Annotated in this window: 18 protein-coding genes; 16 read left to right on the top strand and 2 right to left on the bottom strand. The window is 70.4% G+C overall.

What is annotated here, in order from left to right:
• Positions 1–35: 35 nt before the first annotated feature.
• Complete coding sequence (locus tag ACZ434_RS25280; protein ID WP_468459593.1) at positions 36–938, top strand: tRNA (adenine-N1)-methyltransferase; 903 nt, start codon at positions 36–38, stop codon at positions 936–938.
• A gap of 231 nt (positions 939–1,169) precedes the next feature.
• Positions 1,170–1,748: a hypothetical protein gene (locus tag ACZ434_RS25275; protein ID WP_468459591.1), complete on the top strand. Its 579-nt coding sequence runs from the start codon at positions 1,170–1,172 to the stop codon at positions 1,746–1,748.
• A 79-nt stretch (positions 1,749–1,827) separates the two neighbouring features.
• Here the strand turns inward: ACZ434_RS25275 and ACZ434_RS25270 are convergent, their stop codons facing one another.
• Positions 1,828–2,133, bottom strand: a complete 306-nt coding sequence (locus ACZ434_RS25270; RefSeq protein WP_468459588.1) for a ferredoxin — start codon at positions 2,131–2,133, stop codon at positions 1,828–1,830.
• 245 nt (positions 2,134–2,378) lie between these two features.
• Between ACZ434_RS25270 and arc the strand changes: the two genes are divergently transcribed.
• The 6 genes from arc (at position 2,379) to prcA (ending at position 8,307) form a co-directional block, all read left to right on the top strand.
• A complete protein-coding gene (gene arc / locus ACZ434_RS25265) occupies positions 2,379–4,145 on the top strand; it encodes a proteasome ATPase (protein ID WP_468459586.1) in 1,767 nt (588 codons plus the stop codon).
• Between the two features lie 233 nt (positions 4,146–4,378).
• A complete protein-coding gene (gene dop, locus ACZ434_RS25260) occupies positions 4,379–5,890 on the top strand; it encodes a depupylase/deamidase Dop (protein ID WP_468459584.1) in 1,512 nt (503 codons plus the stop codon).
• Between the two features lie 179 nt (positions 5,891–6,069).
• Positions 6,070–6,288: a ubiquitin-like protein Pup gene (locus ACZ434_RS25255; RefSeq protein ID WP_037932349.1), complete on the top strand. Its 219-nt coding sequence runs from the start codon at positions 6,070–6,072 to the stop codon at positions 6,286–6,288.
• A 29-nt stretch (positions 6,289–6,317) separates the two neighbouring features.
• Positions 6,318–6,689, top strand: coding sequence for an endonuclease domain-containing protein (locus tag ACZ434_RS25250; protein ID WP_468459581.1), 372 nt, complete (start codon positions 6,318–6,320; stop codon positions 6,687–6,689).
• The gene (gene prcB, locus ACZ434_RS25245) at positions 6,641–7,486 is read left to right on the top strand and encodes a proteasome subunit beta (RefSeq protein WP_468459579.1); all 846 of its coding nucleotides are present in this window, start codon (positions 6,641–6,643) and stop codon (positions 7,484–7,486) included. Before ACZ434_RS25250 ends, prcB begins: the two co-directional genes overlap by 49 nt.
• 71 nt (positions 7,487–7,557) lie before the next feature.
• Positions 7,558–8,307 carry a proteasome subunit alpha gene (prcA, locus tag ACZ434_RS25240; RefSeq protein ID WP_468459577.1) on the top strand — a complete coding sequence of 250 codons (750 nt, stop codon included), beginning with the start codon at positions 7,558–7,560 and terminating at the stop codon, positions 8,305–8,307.
• Positions 8,308–8,839: 532 nt separating this feature from the next.
• On the opposite strand, the gene ACZ434_RS25235 is transcribed toward prcA, so the two are convergent.
• Positions 8,840–9,868, bottom strand: a complete 1,029-nt coding sequence (locus ACZ434_RS25235) for a LacI family DNA-binding transcriptional regulator (RefSeq protein ID WP_468459575.1) — start codon at positions 9,866–9,868, stop codon at positions 8,840–8,842.
• A gap of 93 nt (positions 9,869–9,961) precedes the next feature.
• On the opposite strand from ACZ434_RS25235, the gene ACZ434_RS25230 reads away from it, so the two are divergent.
• From ACZ434_RS25230 to ACZ434_RS25195, 8 genes are all read left to right on the top strand, one after another.
• Positions 9,962–11,221: an MFS transporter gene (locus tag ACZ434_RS25230; RefSeq protein ID WP_468459573.1), complete on the top strand. Its 1,260-nt coding sequence runs from the start codon at positions 9,962–9,964 to the stop codon at positions 11,219–11,221.
• A gap of 9 nt (positions 11,222–11,230) precedes the next feature.
• The gene (gene pafA, locus ACZ434_RS25225; protein WP_189560433.1) at positions 11,231–12,592 is read left to right on the top strand and encodes a Pup--protein ligase; all 1,362 of its coding nucleotides are present in this window, start codon (positions 11,231–11,233) and stop codon (positions 12,590–12,592) included.
• A gap of 137 nt (positions 12,593–12,729) precedes the next feature.
• Positions 12,730–13,731 carry an FKBP-type peptidyl-prolyl cis-trans isomerase gene (locus tag ACZ434_RS25220; RefSeq protein ID WP_468459570.1) on the top strand — a complete coding sequence of 334 codons (1,002 nt, stop codon included), beginning with the start codon at positions 12,730–12,732 and terminating at the stop codon, positions 13,729–13,731.
• Between the two features lie 61 nt (positions 13,732–13,792).
• The gene (locus ACZ434_RS25215; RefSeq protein WP_382852003.1) at positions 13,793–14,164 is read left to right on the top strand and encodes an FKBP-type peptidyl-prolyl cis-trans isomerase; all 372 of its coding nucleotides are present in this window, start codon (positions 13,793–13,795) and stop codon (positions 14,162–14,164) included.
• A gap of 123 nt (positions 14,165–14,287) precedes the next feature.
• Positions 14,288–15,241, top strand: a complete 954-nt coding sequence (locus ACZ434_RS25210) for a helix-turn-helix transcriptional regulator (RefSeq protein WP_468459567.1) — start codon at positions 14,288–14,290, stop codon at positions 15,239–15,241.
• Between the two features lie 18 nt (positions 15,242–15,259).
• Positions 15,260–16,255 (top strand): helix-turn-helix transcriptional regulator, encoded by a 996-nt coding sequence (locus ACZ434_RS25205; RefSeq protein WP_468459565.1) that lies wholly within the window; start codon positions 15,260–15,262, stop codon positions 16,253–16,255.
• A gap of 71 nt (positions 16,256–16,326) precedes the next feature.
• Positions 16,327–16,626, top strand: coding sequence for a hypothetical protein (locus ACZ434_RS25200; RefSeq protein ID WP_468459563.1), 300 nt, complete (start codon positions 16,327–16,329; stop codon positions 16,624–16,626).
• 10 nt (positions 16,627–16,636) lie between these two features.
• Positions 16,637–16,831: a hypothetical protein gene (locus ACZ434_RS25195; protein WP_468459561.1), complete on the top strand. Its 195-nt coding sequence runs from the start codon at positions 16,637–16,639 to the stop codon at positions 16,829–16,831.
• Positions 16,832–17,110: the final 279 nt, after the last annotated feature.

Here is a 17,110-nt window from a genome sequence, read left to right as displayed (position 1 = left end):
ACCGAGCCGCCGCGGGGAACCGGTAGGGTGGTCACATGTCCGAACCGACCGGTGCCGCCCGCAGGCGCGGGCCCTTCAAGGTCGGGGACCAGGTTCAGCTGACCGACCCCAAGGGCCGCCACTACACGTTCACGCTCGAGGCCGGGAAGAACTTCCACACCCACAAGGGTTCCTTCCCCCACGACGAACTGATCGGTGCTCCCGAGGGCAGCGTTGTCCGCACCACCGGGAACGTCGCCTACCTCGCGCTGCGCCCCCTGCTCCCCGACTACGTCCTGTCCATGCCCCGCGGGGCCGCTGTCGTCTACCCGAAGGACGCGGGGCAGATCCTCGCCTTCGCCGACATCTTCCCCGGCGCACGCGTCGTGGAGGCCGGCGTGGGCTCCGGCTCGCTCAGCAGCTTCCTGCTGCGCGCCATCGGCGACCAGGGCATGCTGCACTCCTACGAGCGCCGCGAGGACTTCGCCGACATCGCCCGGCAGAACGTCGAGCGGTACTTCGGCGGCCCGCACCCGGCCTGGCAGCTGACCGTCGGCGACCTCCAGGACAACCTGTCCGACACCGACGTCGACCGGGTCATCCTCGACATGCTCGCCCCCTGGGAGTGCCTGGACGCCGTCTCCAAGGCGCTCGTCCCCGGCGGCATCCTGTGCTGCTACGTCGCCACCACCACCCAGCTCGCCCGGACCGTGGAGTCCATCCGCGAGATCGGCTGCTTCAACGAGCCGACCGCCTGGGAGACGATGATCCGCAACTGGCACATCGAGGGCCTCGCCGTCCGCCCGGACCACCGGATGATCGGCCACACCGGCTTCCTGCTCACCGCCCGCCGCCTCGCCGACGGCGTCGAGCCGCCCATGCGCCGCCGCCGTCCCGCCAAGGGCGCCTACGGCGAGGACTACGCCGGCCCCAACGCCGACGGCGGCACCGCCCGCTGACCCGGCCCGCCGGCCCCCAACACACGCGCGCCGTGCCGCAGTTCCCGGCCACCACCGGGAACTGCGGCACGGCGCTTTCGCGTTGACAGGGTGACACCACGGCGAGACGCGCGACCCACCCCGGTTCCCCCCGACCGGTACCGCACACACCCCGCCGTTCCCTCCGCACTGTGACGTGTGGCACGATGCTGGCCACCCCCACCGGCACAGCCCTCACAGGAGACCCTCCTCGTGCAGCAATCCGCCGTCCCGGAGCTCGCCCACACGCACACCCGCCCGATCCACTGGGTCGCCACGGCCACCGCCCTCGCCGGTGTCGTGGCCCTCTCCTCGGTCCTGGGGCCCGACGCCGCGACCGCGGCCCAGACACCCGGGCCGCAGGTCAAGAGCGCCCCCGCGCAGATCGCCCCGCCCGACCCGGCGGCCGTCGAGTTCCCTCTCGACTGCGGCCCGGTGGAACGGATCGTGAGGAAGAAGGCCTCCGGCGACCTCGACGGCGACGGCCGGCCGGAGACGGTGGCGGTGGTGCGCTGCGACGCCCCGATGGGCACCCCGCCCGACGGGGTCTACGTCGTCACCCGGGCCGCGGACGGCGGGGAACCGCGCGTGGTCGCCACCCTCGTCGACCCCGAGGACCGCACCAACGTCGACGACTTCGCCGTGAGCGACGGAGAGGTCGGCGCCACCCTGCTCGGCTACTCGTCCGCCGAGGTGCCCAGTTGCTGCCCCGATGTCCGCGAGAGCGTGAAATGGCGGTGGAAGGACGGCGCGTTCGTGCGGTCCACGCCGTCCGGCGCCAAGAGCGTGTGACCCGCGCGCGGGCGTGCGGGTGGGCGCGCACGCCGGAGTGTGAGGAATCAGGCAGTCGTGACGTGCCGTGCCATACCGGTCACCCGGCGTCCGGCCCGTACACCTCGGCCCTGTCCGAAACCCGGCGGACGTGGATGCACTCGCCCGGGCACTCCTTCGCGGAGTCGATCACATCGGTGAGAAGCGGCAGCGGTACGGGCGTTGTCGCCCCCTTGTCCTGCAGCAACTCGTCCTGCGGACTCTTCACGTAGGCCAGACCGTCGATGTCCAGCTCGAACACCTCGGGCGCGTACTGGGCGCAGATGCCGTCGCCGGTACACAGGTCCTGGTCGATCCAGACCTCCAGTGCCTCGCCGGCGACTCCGGCCTCCTGCTGCACGCTCATCTCTCCTGCCGTTTCCTGCGTCGAACCGAACGGGAATCCGGCCAGCTCTGACGGGTGTTGAACACTTCGACCCTACCTCCGCCTGGGTTCCAATCATCTTCGGTGGGTATTCCCCTGGCGTGAGGGAGAGCGCAAGGGTGAAGATCGGACACACCCCGACCGTCTTTGTGATCTAGGGGTTTCAATCGACACCCGCCCAGGTAGGGTCTGGAAGCGTCCAGCTCCCCTTGGAGGAGGTGAGGACCGTGGCAGCCCACGACGACGACATGAACCGCGGCATCCGCCCGGGACGCGGGTCCGACGACCCGGCCGGGCAGATCGCCTACCTTGAGCAGGAGATCGCCGTCCTGCGACGTAAGCTCGCCGACTCTCCGCGACACACGAGAATTCTCGAAGAGCGGATCGTCGAGCTGCAGACCAACCTGGCCGGCGTGTCCGCCCAGAACGAACGACTCGCGGGCACGCTCCGTGAGGCCCGCGACCAGATCGTGGCCCTCAAGGAAGAGGTCGACCGGCTCGCACAGCCCCCCGCCGGATTCGGCGTGTTCCTCACGGCGAACGAGGACGGCACGGCCGACATCTTCACCGGCGGCCGCAAGCTGCGGGTGAACGTCAGCCCCGGTGTCGAGCTCGACGAGCTCCGGCGCGGCCAGGAAGTGATGCTCAACGAAGCGCTCAACGTGGTCGAGGCCATGACCTTCGAGCGGATCGGCGACATCGTCACCCTCAAGGAGATCCTCGAGGACGGCGAGCGGGCCCTGGTGGTCGGGCACACCGACGAGGAGCGGGTGGTGCGGCTCGCCGAGCCGCTGCTGGACGTCACCATCCGCCCCGGCGACGCCCTGCTCATGGAGCCCCGCTCGGGTTACGTCTACGAGGTCGTCCCCAAGAGCGAGGTCGAGGAACTCGTCCTCGAGGAAGTCCCCGACATCGGCTACGAGCAGATCGGCGGCCTCGGCGGCCAGATCGAGGCCATCCGCGACGCGGTCGAGCTGCCGTACCTCTACCCCGACCTGTTCAAGGAGCACGAACTGCGGCCCCCCAAGGGTGTGCTGCTGTACGGGCCCCCCGGATGCGGCAAGACGCTCATCGCCAAGGCCGTCGCCAACTCGCTGGCCAAGAAGGTCGCCGAGGTCACCGGCCAGGCCGCCGGCAAGAGCTTCTTCCTCAACATCAAGGGCCCCGAGCTGCTGAACAAGTACGTCGGCGAGACCGAGCGGCAGATCCGCCTGGTCTTCCAGCGGGCCCGTGAGAAGGCCAGCGAGGGCACGCCCGTCATCGTCTTCTTCGACGAGATGGAGTCCCTCTTCCGCACCCGTGGCTCCGGTGTCAGCTCGGACGTGGAGAACACCATCGTCCCGCAGCTGCTCGCCGAGATCGACGGCGTGGAGGGCCTGCAGAACGTGGTCGTGATCGGCGCCTCCAACCGTGAGGACATGATCGACCCCGCCATCCTGCGGCCGGGCCGGCTGGACGTGAAGATCAAGATCGAGCGTCCGGACGCCGAGGCGGCGAAGGACATCTTCGGCAAGTACCTCACGGAACGCCTCCCGCTGCACGGCGACGACCTCACCGAGCACGGCGGCGACAAGTCCATGACGGTCCAGAGCATGATCCAGACCGCCGTGGAACAGATGTACGCCGAATCCGAGGAGAACCGCTTCCTGGAAGTCACCTACGCCAACGGCGACAAGGAAGTCCTGTACTTCAAGGACTTCAATTCCGGCGCCATGATCGAGAACATCGTGGGCCGCGCCAAGAAAATGGCGATCAAGGACTTCCTGGAAAAGAACCAGAAGGGCCTCCGCGTCTCCCACCTGCTCCAGGCCTGCGTGGACGAGTTCAAGGAGAACGAGGACCTGCCCAACACCACCAACCCGGACGACTGGGCCCGCATCTCCGGAAAGAAGGGCGAGCGGATCGTGTACATCCGTACGCTCATCACCGGAAAGCAGGGTGCGGACACCGGACGCTCCATCGACACCGTGGCGAACACCGGTCAGTACCTGTAAAAGCCAGGGCGGCTGCGGGTGCCTTCTGCGGGTACCCGCAGCCGACTGTTTTCCGGGGCCACGGCTGGAGCAACAGCAATGACGCAAATGATCTCCCCACCAGGGCGAAGGCGTTCTAGGCTCGTCCGTACCGCCGAGTCGCGCAGTGCGGGGACGGGCACCGCACACGCACCGGAGCGCCAGCGGTACAGCAGCGCCCCCGACCGGGGACGCCGCCGGGCAAGGAGGGCCGCATGACCGTACGGCGAGTAATGGGCATCGAGACGGAGTACGGAATCTCCGTGCCCGGTCATCCCAACGCCAATGCCATGCTCACCTCGTCCCAGATCGTGAACGCCTACGCGGCGGCGATGCACCGGGCCCGCCGGGCCCGCTGGGACTTCGAGGAGGAGAACCCGCTGCGGGACGCGCGAGGCTTCGACCTCGCCCGTGAGGCCGCCGACGCCAGCCAGCTCACCGACGAGGACATCGGCCTGGCCAACGTCATCCTGACCAACGGCGCGCGGCTCTACGTGGACCACGCCCATCCGGAGTACAGCGCCCCCGAGGTCACCAACCCGCGCGACGCCGTGCTCTGGGACAAGGCCGGCGAGCGGATCATGGCCGAGGCGGCGGAACGGGCCGCCCAGCTCCCCGGCGCCCAGCCGATCCACCTGTACAAGAACAACACCGACAACAAGGGCGCCTCCTACGGGACGCACGAGAACTACCTGATGAAGCGGGAGACGCCGTTCTCGGACATCGTGCGCCACCTGACGCCGTTCTTCGTCACCCGCCAGGTCTTCACCGGCGCCGGCCGCGTCGGCATCGGCCAGGACGGCCACGAGCACGGCTTCCAGCTCAGTCAGCGGGCCGACTACTTCGAGGTCGAGGTGGGCCTCGAGACCACGCTGAAGCGCCCGATCATCAACACCCGGGACGAGCCGCACGCCGACGCGGAGAAGTACCGGCGACTCCATGTGATCATCGGCGACGCGAACCTGTCGGAGATCTCGACCTACCTGAAGCTGGGGACCACGGCGCTCGTCCTGTCCATGATCGAGGACGGGTTCATCGCGGTGGACCTGGCGGTGGACCAGCCGGTGCGGACCCTGCACCAGATCTCGCACGATCCCTCCCTGAAGCGGCTCGTCACGCTGCGCAGCGGGCGGACCCTGACCGCGGTACAGCTCCAGATGGAGTACTTCGAGCTGGCCCGCAAATACGTCGAGGAGCGGTTCGGGGCGGACGCCGACGAGCAGACCAGGGACGTCCTGGTCCGCTGGGAGGACACGCTCACCCGGCTGGAGAACGATCCGATGAGCCTGGCCGGCGAGCTGGACTGGGTCGCCAAGCGGGAGCTCATGGAGGGCTACCGGCGCCGGGACGGCCTGGACTGGGACGCCGCCCGGCTGCACCTGGTCGACCTCCAGTACGCCGACGTGCGCCCCGACAAGGGCCTCTACAACCGTCTGGTGGCCCGTGGGCGGATGAAGAGGCTGCTGGACGAGACACAGGTCGAGCGGGCTCGTACGGCGCCTCCGGAGGACACCCGCGCCTACTTCCGCGGGCGGTGTCTGGAGCAGTACGCGGACGACGTCGCGGCGGCCTCCTGGGACTCGGTGATCTTCGATCTGCCGGGCCGGGACTCGCTCCAGCGGGTCCCAACCCTCGAACCGCTTCGCGGAACGCGTAATCACGTCAAGGAGCTCCTGGACCGCTGCCGTACGGCGGAAGACCTGGTCAGGGTGTTGTCGGGGAACTAGGCGGGTACCGGGGGGTACCCGGGAAGATCCGGCCGGACAGGGTGGAAGACGCCCGGTCCGGGAATCATCGAGGTGGTCCCCGTACGTTGGAGCAACTGCGGGGGCATTGTCGGACCCGGCTTGTAGGGTCTGATCTTGACCGAGCAAGTGTGTCGGGCGAACCGAGCGGGGTGAGGGTGATGGCGACCAAGGACACCGGCGGCGGACAGCAGAAGGCCACCCGGTCCACGGAGGAGGTCGAGGAGCAGGCGGCGGAGACGCAGGCTTCGGAGGACCTCAAGGAGCGTCAGGAAAAGCTGAGCGAGGACGTGGACGACGTCCTGGACGAGATCGACGACGTCCTTGAGGCCAATGCCGAGGACTTCGTGCGCTCCTTCGTTCAAAAGGGCGGCCAGTAGGTCGGCTTGCCTTCATACCGAAGGTCACCGTGTCGTCCGGAGTGAGAGACGAGGGTGGTGCGAGCGCTGTTCGCGGTGCGGGACGGCCCGGCCGCGGACAGCGTTCGTCATTGCGGGGGCGGTGCGGGCGGTGCGGGCGGTGCGCAAGGTGCGGGCCGGCCCGGGCGGTGCGGGCCCGCCTTCGGGGGCTTGCCCAGGGCGTTCCGAAAGCTTCCGTCGGATATGTGGATCATTGCCGTCGGGCGGGTAGGGTCCGTGACGTACTGTGCATCAACTGCGATTCGGCCATCGGCAAGTTGGGAGATGATCCCGACGCTGTTCGTCGGGCAGCTGCCTACCTGGAAGGAACTTCGTGGAAGCCAACACTCGTAGCACAGGGCGTCTGCCGGCTGCCTTCCTGACGCCGGGGTCGTCCTCCTTCATGGACTTCCTCTCCGAGCACCAGCCGGAACTGCTGCCGGGAAAGAGGACGTTGCCGCCCGTCCAGGGCGTGATCGAGGCGCCGCACGGGACGACCATCGTGGCCGTGACCTTCCCCGGCGGGGTCGTACTCGCCGGTGACCGGCGGGCCACGATGGGGAACGTCATCGCGCAGCGGGACATCGAGAAGGTGTTCCCGGCCGACGAGTATTCGGCGGTGGGCATCGCCGGTACGGCCGGCCTCGCCGTGGAGATGGTGAAACTGTTCCAGCTGGAGCTGGAGCACTTCGAGAAGGTCGAGGGCGCGCAGCTGTCCCTGGAGGGCAAGGCGAACCGGCTGTCGACGATGATTCGGTCGAATCTCGGCATGGCCATGCAGGGGCTGGCCGTGGTTCCGTTGTTCGCGGGGTACGACGTGGACCGGGACAAGGGGCGGATCTTCTCGTACGACGTCACGGGCGGGCGTTCCGAGGAGCAGGGGTACGCCGCCACGGGGTCCGGGTCGGTGTTCGCGCGCGGCGCGATGAAGAAGCTGTTCCGGGGCGACCTGAGTGAGGCCGAGGCCACCACGCTGGTGGTGCAGGCGCTGTACGACGCGGCAGACGACGACTCGGCGACCGGCGGTCCCGATGTCGCCCGCCGGATCTATCCGATCGTCACCGTGATCACCGAGGACGGCTTCCGCCGGCTCACCGAGGACGAGGCGTCCGACATCGCCCGGTCCGTGCTGGAGCGGCGGCTGGAGCAGCCGGACGGGCCGCGGGCCTCGCTGCTGTAGTCGCGGCGCGGGCGGGTTGTGTGGTTGTTCAGGGTGGTCCAGTGACTTCGACAGAAAGGGACGGATAACCGGTGTCGACGCCGTTCTATGTCTCACCTCAGCAGGCGATGGCGGACCGGGCGGAGTACGCCCGCAAAGGCATCGCCCGTGGTCGCAGCCTTGTAGTGCTGCAGTACGCCGACGGCATCGTGTTCGTCGGCGAGAACCCGTCCCGTGCGCTGCACAAGTTCAGCGAGATCTATGACCGGATCGGGTTCGCCGCGGCCGGTAAGTACAACGAGTACGAGAACCTCCGGATCGGGGGCGTGCGGTACGCCGATCTGCGGGGGTACACCTACGACCGGGACGATGTGACCGCCCGGGGTCTGGCGAACGTGTACGCGCAGACGCTGGGGACGATCTTCTCGAGCGTGGGGGAGAAGCCGTACGAGGTGGAGCTGGTGGTGGCCGAGGTCGGGGAGACGCCCGACCAGGACCAGATCTACCGGCTGCCGCACGACGGGTCCATCGTGGACGAGCACGGCTCGGTGGCGGTGGGGGGCAACGCGGAGCAGATCAGCGGGTACCTGGACCAGCGGCACCGGGACGGGATGACGCTGGCGGAGGCGCTGGAGCTGGCGGTGCAGTCGCTGTCGCGGGACACCAACGGCAGTGAGCGGGAGATTCCGGCGGAGCGGCTGGAGGTGGCGGTGCTGGACCGTACGCGGCCGCAGCAGCGCAAGTTCAAGCGGATCGGGGGGCGGCAGTTGGCGCGCCTGCTGGGAGCGGGTGGCGCGGAGACGGCGGCGGAGGCGGAGGCGGAGGCGGAGGACACGGAGTAGTCGACGGCCGGTGGTCGTATGCCTGCGGCGCCACTGTCCCTCCGGTGGGGGTGCGGGTAGCGCCTACGGGGGGTGGGTGGTGCGGTGCCGGGTCGGGGGTGGCCGTCCTCGGACTGGCGCGGAATAGGCCGGCTGGAGGGGCTGGGGGCGCGGACGCGCCAGTCGCTGCGGGCGACCACCCCCGCCCCGACCCCTCCCCGCCGCGCGCGACCACTCCGCACCACGCCGTCCACCCCGGCCGCCGTACGCGGCTGCGGGCAGCACACGGCCACTTCTCCGCCCGCCGCGCTCCGCGCTCCGCGGGCAGTCGTGCCGCTCCTCCGCTCTCCGCGGGCAGTCGTGCCGCTGGGGCGGCACGGGTGGGCGCGACGGCACCCCGTAAGCGCCGGGCTGCGCGAACACCCCCCCGGCCCACACCAACACCGGGCACCCACCAACGACCGGTTGCCAAACCCCACCCCACGCCAACGCGGGGCACCGCAAACACCGGGTTGTGAAACCCACCCCGCCCCGCGCAAGCACGGCGCAGCCGTCAGCAGGACACCCGTGCCGGCCCCGTGGAACCGCGGACCACCAGGTCGACCGGGACCTCGTCGGCCAAGGGGGCGCGTCTCTCCAGTACCGCCAGCAGCGCCCCCATCCCCCGCTCCCCGAAGAGCTCCGCATCCAGACGGACAGTCGTCAGCTCCGGGTCGATCGCCGTCGCCACCGCCAGATCGTCCACCCCGGTGACCGACAGATCCTCCGGCACCCGCAGCCCCAGCCGCCGCGCCGCCTTGTACACGCCCGCCGCGAGCTGGTCGTCGTCGCACACGACCGCCGTCGGACGATCGCGCAGCGCCTGCGCCGGCGTCAGCGCCGCCTCCGCCGAGGCCTGCGCGCCCCTGATGGAGATCGGCGCCCGCGTCGTGCGCAACGACGTGCCCGGAACCTCCCGCAACCGCGCCGCCAGCTCCCGCGCGCGTACCTCGAAGGTCCAGGACGCCACATCCGCCGCCAGATGCAGGAAGTGCCGGTGGCCCAGGCCCAGCAGGTGGTCCGTGACCTGGCGGACACCCCCCGCGATGTCCAGGTTCACCGTGGCCGCGCCCACACTCCCCTCGGGATCGCTGTCCAGCATCACCAGCGGCAGCTGATCGCCCCGGATCGCCGTCAGGGCCTCCGCGGCCATGGAGGAGGCGATCACGCCGTCCAGGGCGGCCTGGGCCGACGCGAAGGGGTCACGGGCGGGGCCGATGCCCTCGGGGGAGGGGTACAGGACCACGCCGAAGCCGTGCTGCGAGGCGACCCGGGCTGCCCCGGTGTAGACACCCGCGAAGAACTCCGTGGTGAGCGCGGGCACGACCAGCAGGACCGTACGGGTGCGGCCCAGCCGGAGATTGCGGGCGGCCAGGTTCGGGCGGTAGCCCAGCGTGCGCGCGGCCTCCCGGACACGCTCCGCCGTCGCCTCCGACACGCGGCCGCGCCACTTGTCGCCGAGGACGAGGGAGACCGCGGCCTGGGAGACGCCGACGGCCCGGGCGACGTCCCGGCTCGTGGGGCGGGTACCGGCTCGGGGCATCGTCGGGCCGCTCCTTCGTCTGGACTGGTGAACAGCCGACATGGTACGTATGGACACCGACGTTATACGTAAAACCCCAGGGGAGGGGCCCGCATGGCAACGGGATACCTGGAGCTCCTCCGGGCACGGCACGCCGCCCGGCTGCTCGTCGGCACGCTGGTGGGGCGGCTGCCCAACGCCACCGCCGCCATCGCGATCGTGCTGTTCGTCCGCGCGGAGGGCGGTACCTACAGCCTGGCCGGTGCCCTGGCGGCGGTGTACGGCGTCGCCAACGCCGTCGGACAGCCGGTGCTCGGGCGACTGGTGGACCTGCGGGGACAGCCGCGGGTGCAGCTGCCCGCGGCCGTGCTCTCGGCGCTGGCGATGGCCCTGTTCGCCTTCGTGGGGACCGGGTCCCTGGCGGTGGCCTACGGCGCGGTCGCCGCCGCGGGGCTGTTCACGCCTCCCCTGGAGGGCGGGCTGCGGGCGCTGTGGTCCTCGGTGCTGCCCAGGCAGGACCATGTGCACCGGGCGTACGCCATGGACGCCGTGGCCCAGGAGGTGATGTTCACCGTCGGGCCGCTGCTGGTGACGGTGTGCGCCTCGCTGTGGTCCGCCCAGGCCGCGCTGCTCGTGCTGAACGGCATCGGTGTGCTGGGCGCGCTCTCCGTCGTCGTCTCCCCGCCCTCGCGCGCCTGGCGGTCGGCACCGCGCGAGGCGCACTGGCTGGGCGCGCTGCGCTCGCCGGGGCTGCTCGCACTGCTCGGTGCCTTCCTGGCCGTGGGCATGGCGCTCGGCTCCATCACCGTGGCCGCCATGACGTACGCGGACGAGCACGGCGGCGACCACGTGTACGGCTGGCTGATGGCGGGGATCGGCCTGGGCGCCCTGATCGGCGGGGTGGTCTACGGGGCGCGGCAGTGGGCCGGTGAGCCCGCGCGGCGGCTCCAGGTGCTCGTGGCCCTGCTGGCCGTGTGTTACCTGCCGCTGATGCTGATGCCGGGCGCGGTGGCCATGACGTTGCTCACCGTGGTTGCCGGACTCTTCCTGGCGCCGGCCATCGCCTGTGCCTTCGTCCTGGTGGACCACCACGCCCCGCGCGGGACGGTCACCGAGGCGTTCTCCTGGCTGGTGACGACGTTCACCGTGGGCGCGTCGGTCGGAACGGGCCTGACCGGTCCGGTCGTCGAGGCGGGCGGGGCCCTGTGGGGGTTCGCCGTTCCGGGGCTCGCGGGTGGCGTGTCGCTGCTGGTTTTGGTCGCGACAGGACGGGTATTGGCATCTCCCGCCGGAAGAGCGGTGGTTGCGGCCCGTTCGGAAAATGATCCAAATCGTGCTGTCGAACCTCGTTTCAGCTCGGGGGATCGGGCGTAATGTTCCCTCATGGACCGCCGCATTTTCGGGCTGGAGAACGAGTACGGTGTCACGTGCACGTTCAGGGGACAGCGCCGCCTGTCGCCTGACGAGGTGGCGCGGTACCTCTTCCGCCGTGTCGTGTCATGGGGCCGAAGCAGTAACGTCTTTCTGCGGAACGGCGCCCGCCTCTATCTCGACGTGGGATCACACCCGGAATACGCAACGCCGGAATGTGACAACGTGACCGAACTGGTCACCCACGACAAGGCCGGCGAGCGCATTCTCGAAGGACTCCTGGTGGACGCCGAACGACGCCTGCACGAGGAGGGGATCGCGGGCGACGTCTACCTCTTCAAGAACAACACCGACTCCGCCGGCAACTCCTACGGCTGCCACGAGAATTACCTCGTGGCCCGGCACGGGGAGTTCTCGCGGCTCGCGGACATCCTCATCCCGTTCCTGGTGACGAGGCAGCTGCTCTGCGGGGCCGGCAAGGTGCTGCAGACGCCGCGCGGCGCCGTCTACTGCGTCAGCCAGCGGGCCGAGCACATCTGGGAGGGCGTCTCCTCGGCGACGACCCGCTCCCGGCCGATCATCAACACGCGCGACGAGCCCCACGCGGACGCCGAGCGCTACCGCCGGCTGCACGTCATCGTGGGCGACTCGAACATGTCCGAGACGACCATGCTGCTCAAGGTCGGCGCCACCGACCTGGTGCTGCGCATGATCGAGGCGGGCACCGTCATGCGCGACCTCACCCTGGAGAACCCGATCCGGGCGATCCGCGAGGTCAGCCACGACATCACCGGGCGCAGGAAGGTGCGCCTGGCCAGCGGCCGGGAGGCCTCCGCGCTGGAGGTGCAGCGCGAGTACTACGAGAAGGCGGTGGACTTCGTCGAGCGCCGCGGCATCCGCACCGGGACCGTGGAGCAGGTGCTGGAGCTGTGGGGCCGCACACTGGACTCGATCGAGTCCGAGGACCTCGACCGCATCGGCACCGAGATCGACTGGGTCATGAAGTACAAGCTCCTCGAGCGGTACCGGGCCAAGCACAACATGACCATGTCGCACCCCCGGGTCGCGCAGATAGACCTCGCCTACCACGACATCCACCGCCGTCGTGGTCTGTACTACCTGCTGGAGAAGAAGGGACAAGCCGCCCGGATCTGCAACGATTTGAAGATCTTCGAGGGCAAGTCCGTACCGCCGCAGACCACTCGTGCGCGGCTGCGGGGCGACTTCATCCGGCGCGCCCAGGAGCAGCGCCGCGACTTCACCGTCGACTGGGTGCACCTCAAGCTCAACGACCAGGCGCAGCGCACCGTGTTGTGCAAGGACCCGTTCCGGTCGGTGGACGAGCGGGTGGAGAAGCTGATCGCCGGCATGTGAGAACGCGTTCCCGGAGGGATCGGAAAATTCCCGGAACGTCACACGGGCGCCGTACGTTACACCGTGCGGCGCCCTTCTCACGCCGTAGAGTTGCGCGGACGCCAACCACCAAGATCGATGATTACGAGGCCCCCACCGTGCGCCGACGCTCACTCCTCATTGCCGTTCCCGCTGGACTGGCCACCCTCGCCGCGTGCGGCGACGACAAGTCCGACTCGGGCAAGGCCAGCGACAGCGCGTCGCCCTCGACGCCCGAGGCGTCCGCCCCGCCGCCGCCGAAGATCGTCGACGGTCCGCTGCCGGCGATCACGGCCGGTACGAAGTTCGGTGAGAAGCCGACGGTGGCCAAGGGGACCGGCGACCCCTCCAAGGACCTCGCGGTCAAGACGGTCATCGCGGGCGGCGGCAAGACGATCGCGGAGAACGACTACGTCGTCGCGAACTACCTCGGCCAGGTGTGGAGCACCGCGAAGGTGTTCGACAACTCCTACGACCGGGGGACCCCGCTGGCCATCCAGCTCGCCCAGGGCACCATCATCGACGGCTGGCGGTACGCGCTCACCGGCAAGAAGACCGGCAGCCGCGTCCAGATGGCCGTCCCGCCCACCTGGGGGTACGGCGAGCAGGGCAACGAGCAGGCGGGCATCAAGGGCACCGACACGCTGGTGTTCGTGGTCGACGTCCAGGACGCGTTCAACGCCAAGAGCTCCGCCAAGGGCAGCGAGGTGGCGCAGGACAACAAGGACCTGCCCAAGGTCGGTACCAACACCGACGGCAAGGCACCCTCCATCGACGTGCCCGACACCGACCCGCCGAAGGAGCTCGTCTCCAGCTATGTCATCGAGGGCGACGGCGAGGAGGTCGGCGCCGACAGCAGCGTCCTCGTGCAGTACAAGGGCGTGCTCTGGGACGGCGGCGAGGAGTTCGACTCCACGTACGGCCGGGGCCAGCTGACGTCGTTCTCGCTCCAGCAGGTCGTCAAGGGCTGGGCCCAGGGGCTCACCGGCAAGAAGGTCGGCAGCCGGGTCCTCATCGTCATCCCGCCGGAGCTGGGCTACGGCGACAACCCGCCCCAGGGCAGCCCCATCAAGAAGGACTCCACGCTGGTCTTCTCGGTCGACATCCTCGCGAAGCTGTGACGCCACGGGGATGTAAGACTGTGCGTGTTCGCCTTTCCGCAGACAAGCAGGAGCGTTAGACGTGAGCATCGACAAGCCCGAGATCGACTTCCCGGGCGGCGAGCCCCCGGCGGACCTCGAGATCAAGGACATCTGGGAGGGCGACGGCGAGGTGGCGCAGGCGGGCCAGACCGTCACCGTGCACTACGTCGGCGTGGCCTTCAGCACGGGCGAGGAGTTCGACGCCAGCTGGAACCGCGGCGCCCCCTTCCGCTTCCCGCTGGGTGGCGGCCGGGTCATCAAGGGCTGGGACCAGGGCGTGCAGGGCATGAAGGTCGGCGGCCGGCGTCAGCTGACCATCCCCGCCCACCTCGCCTACGGCAACCAGAGCCCCACCCCGGCGATCAAGCCCGGTGAGACCCTGATCTTCGTGGTCGACCTGCTCGGCGTCTGATCCGACCGGAGTCGATCGTCCAGGGCCCATGCCTGTCCGGGCGTGGGCCCTCGGCTTTTACCGCGCCACCGCGGGGCGGTACGGTCGTCGCTCGTAAGCACCATAGGGAGGCGAAGCGCGTCGATGGCCATTGCCAAGGCCGAGCGGCTGATGAACCTGGCGCTGTGTCTGCTCGGGACGCGGCGGCCGCTCAGCAAGCGTGAGCTGCGCGAGTCCATCGAGGCCTATCTGGAAGCCGGGTCCGACGACTCCTTCAACCGCATGTTCGAGCGGGACAAGGACGACCTGCGCGAACTCGGACTGGTCATCGAGACCGTCGAGAACCTCGACGGCGAGACCGGCTACCTCGCCCGCCGCGACAGCAACCGGCTGCCGCCCATCACCCTCGACGCCGAGGAAGCCGCCGCCCTCGGGCTCGCCGCCAAGGTGTGGCAGCAGGCCCGGCTCGCCGGAGCGGCCAGCGGCGCCCTGCAGAAACTGCGCGCGGCCGGTCTTCCCGAGGACGTCGACCCGTACGGCGCCCACGGGGCGCTGGAGCCGCGCATCCCCGTGCACGAGGCCGCGTTCGAGCCGCTGATGCTGGCCTGCCGCGACCGCCGGCCGGTCGTCTTCGACTACCGCAAGGCCAACGCCGCCCAGCCCGGGCAGCGGCATGTCGAGCCCTGGGCGCTGGAGTGCTGGCGCGGCCACTGGTACCTGGCCGGCTGGGACCGCGACCGGGGCGCCGAGCGGGTGTTCCGGCTCTCCCGCATCACCGGCAAGGTCCGCTCGCGCAGCGGCCGCTTCACCGTCCCGGTGCCGGACGTCGTCACCGTGCGCGAGACCGTGGCGAGCTGGGCCGGGGAGACCGCCGACCGCTCGGCGCGCATCCGGCTGCGCTCCGACGCCGGTTACCCCCTCCGGGCGAAGGCCACCGTGGTCCGGGAACTCGGTGACGGGTGGGACGAGTTGGAGATCCCGTACGGACACGGGCTGGATGCCTGGCTGGTGGAGTTCGGGCCCGACGTGGTGGTCCTCGAGCCCGCGGAACTGCGGGCCGACGTGGTGGACCGGCTGCGTGCCGTGGCCAAGGGCTGAGGGGGAGCGGACAACAACGTGGCAGGCAAACCGGTCAGGCCCGCGAGCGCCATCGACCAGACCCGGCGGATGCTGTCCCTGGTGACGTATCTGCGCGAGCGCCCCGGCGCCCGGATCGAGGACGTGGCGCGCGCCTTCGGCATCACCGAGGACGAGCTGGTCTCCGACCTCGATGTGCTGCCCATGTGCGGCACCAGCTTCCGCGGCGGCGATCTGCTGGACATCGACACCGACGGCGAGCGCATCTGGTGGCACAACCCGGCCGCCCTCGGCGCGGAGGCCGCCGAGCCGCTGCGGCTCGCCGCCGACGAGGCGACCGCCCTGCTGGTCGCCGCCCGCGCGGTGGCCACGCTGCCCGGGCTGCGCGAGAGCGACCGGCAGGCGCTGCTGCGCGCCACCGCCAAGGTGGAGACGGCGGCCGGTGAGGCGGCGGGCGCCAGTTCCCGGCTGTCGGTGACCTTCGAGTCCGAGGGCGGCGTCTTCGCCGACGTCGACCGGGCCATCGCCGAGCGCCGCCGGCTGTGGATCCGCTACTACTCGCCCGCGCGCGACGAGGTCACCGAGCGCGAGATCGACCCCATCCGCCTGGTCAGCGTCGGCCACACCTATGTCGAGGCATGGTGCCGCCGCTCCGAGGCGCGCCGCACCTTCCGGCTCGACCGGGTCGCCGAGATCAGGATCCTGGACGAGCCGTCCGCGCCGCCCGAGGTCGAGCTGCGGGACCTGTCCGAGGGGCTGGTGCAGCCCGCGGCCGAGGACCCGGAGGTCGTGGTCGAGGTCGCGCCGGGCGGCCGCTGGGTCGCCGAGTACTACCCGCACGACAGCGCGGATGAGCTTCCCGACGGCGGTCTGCGTATCACCTTGCGGACACCCGACCCGGCCTCGCTCAGACGGCTGGCCCTGCGGCTCGGCCGCGACGGCCGCATCGTCGAGCCCTCCGAGCTGGCCGACAGCGCCCGGCAGGCGGCCCGCGAGGCGCTGGCGGCGTACGACGGGGCCGAGGCGGCCGGATGAGCGGGCCGCCGGCCGGCGTGGGGCGGGGGGCCGGTGTGGTTCGGGCAGGACGACAGTCAGGAGCGAGGGCCTTGAGCGAGTCGGCGACCCCTGGGACCGGGACGCGGGGCGTGACGGCGGCGTCCGCGTTCGCCGGAATGAGGAGCGTGGCCCCGGTGATGTTCCGGGCGGGCTGCCCGGACTGCAGGGAACGCTTCGAACTCGCCGCGAGCGCGCTGCGACTGGCCATCGGGGCGAGCAGTCGCACCACGTTCTACTCCTTCACCTGCCCGCGGTGCGGTGTCGCGGTGCGCAAGCCGGCGGGGGAGCGGATCGTGGAGCTGCTGACCGGCGGCGGGGTCCGTACGCTGCGGCTGCACTCCACCGTCTAGGCTCGCCCTCATGTTCTGGCCGATGTTCGCGGTTGCTGTGGGGTTCCTGGGCGTGCTCGTGCTCGGGGTGCTCGCCGTTCGGGTCTTCGTCGAGGCGGAGCGGCTGGGGAGGCAGGTCGCGGACTCGGCGCGGCGGATCGGGCGGGCGGCGGAGGATCTGGAGCGGGCGGCGGCGAGTACCGTGCGGTCGGCTGAGGCGCTGTGAGGTTCGCCTGGCCGGCGGGGGCGGGGCAGCTCGGTTGCTCTGCCTGAGGGTGGGCTTGCAGTCCCGGTGCTTGCCGGGCGCCCGTGTGTGGGTGGCGCCGGGGGAGGTGGCGCAGCCCGGCGCTCGCGGGGTGCCGGCGCGCCCACCCGTGCCGCCTGGGGGTACCTCCCAGGTCCTTAAGGCACGGGGGGGGTGTCTCTATGTCGTTCGTCAAGGATGTGGCGCCGGGTTTGGGGCTGTTTGGGGCGGTCATGCGGCGAGAGGGACGCTGGGGGTCCG

The organism is Streptomyces sp. NPDC030893, from assembly GCF_055571535.1.
Note: the sequence above shows the minus strand (reverse complement) of the source record. Positions and strands in the feature narration are given on the sequence as shown.

Bases quoted from the DNA above. Each gene is read 5' to 3' on its own strand.
- ACZ434_RS25280 (WP_468459593.1), top strand. From the start codon at position 36: ATGTCCGAACCGACCGGTGCCGCCCGCAGGCGCGGGCCCTTCAAGGTC.
- ACZ434_RS25270 (WP_468459588.1), bottom strand. From the start codon at position 2,133: ATGAGCGTGCAGCAGGAGGCCGGAGTCGCCGGCGAGGCACTGGAGGTC.
- dop (WP_468459584.1), top strand. From the start codon at position 4,379: ATGACCGTACGGCGAGTAATGGGCATCGAGACGGAGTACGGAATCTCC.
- ACZ434_RS25255 (WP_037932349.1), top strand. From the start codon at position 6,070: ATGGCGACCAAGGACACCGGCGGCGGACAGCAGAAGGCCACCCGGTCC.
- ACZ434_RS25235 (WP_468459575.1), bottom strand. From the start codon at position 9,868: ATGCCCCGAGCCGGTACCCGCCCCACGAGCCGGGACGTCGCCCGGGCC.
- ACZ434_RS25230 (WP_468459573.1), top strand. From the start codon at position 9,962: ATGGCAACGGGATACCTGGAGCTCCTCCGGGCACGGCACGCCGCCCGG.
- pafA (WP_189560433.1), top strand. From the start codon at position 11,231: ATGGACCGCCGCATTTTCGGGCTGGAGAACGAGTACGGTGTCACGTGC.
- ACZ434_RS25210 (WP_468459567.1), top strand. From the start codon at position 14,288: ATGGCCATTGCCAAGGCCGAGCGGCTGATGAACCTGGCGCTGTGTCTG.
- ACZ434_RS25195 (WP_468459561.1), top strand. From the start codon at position 16,637: ATGTTCTGGCCGATGTTCGCGGTTGCTGTGGGGTTCCTGGGCGTGCTC.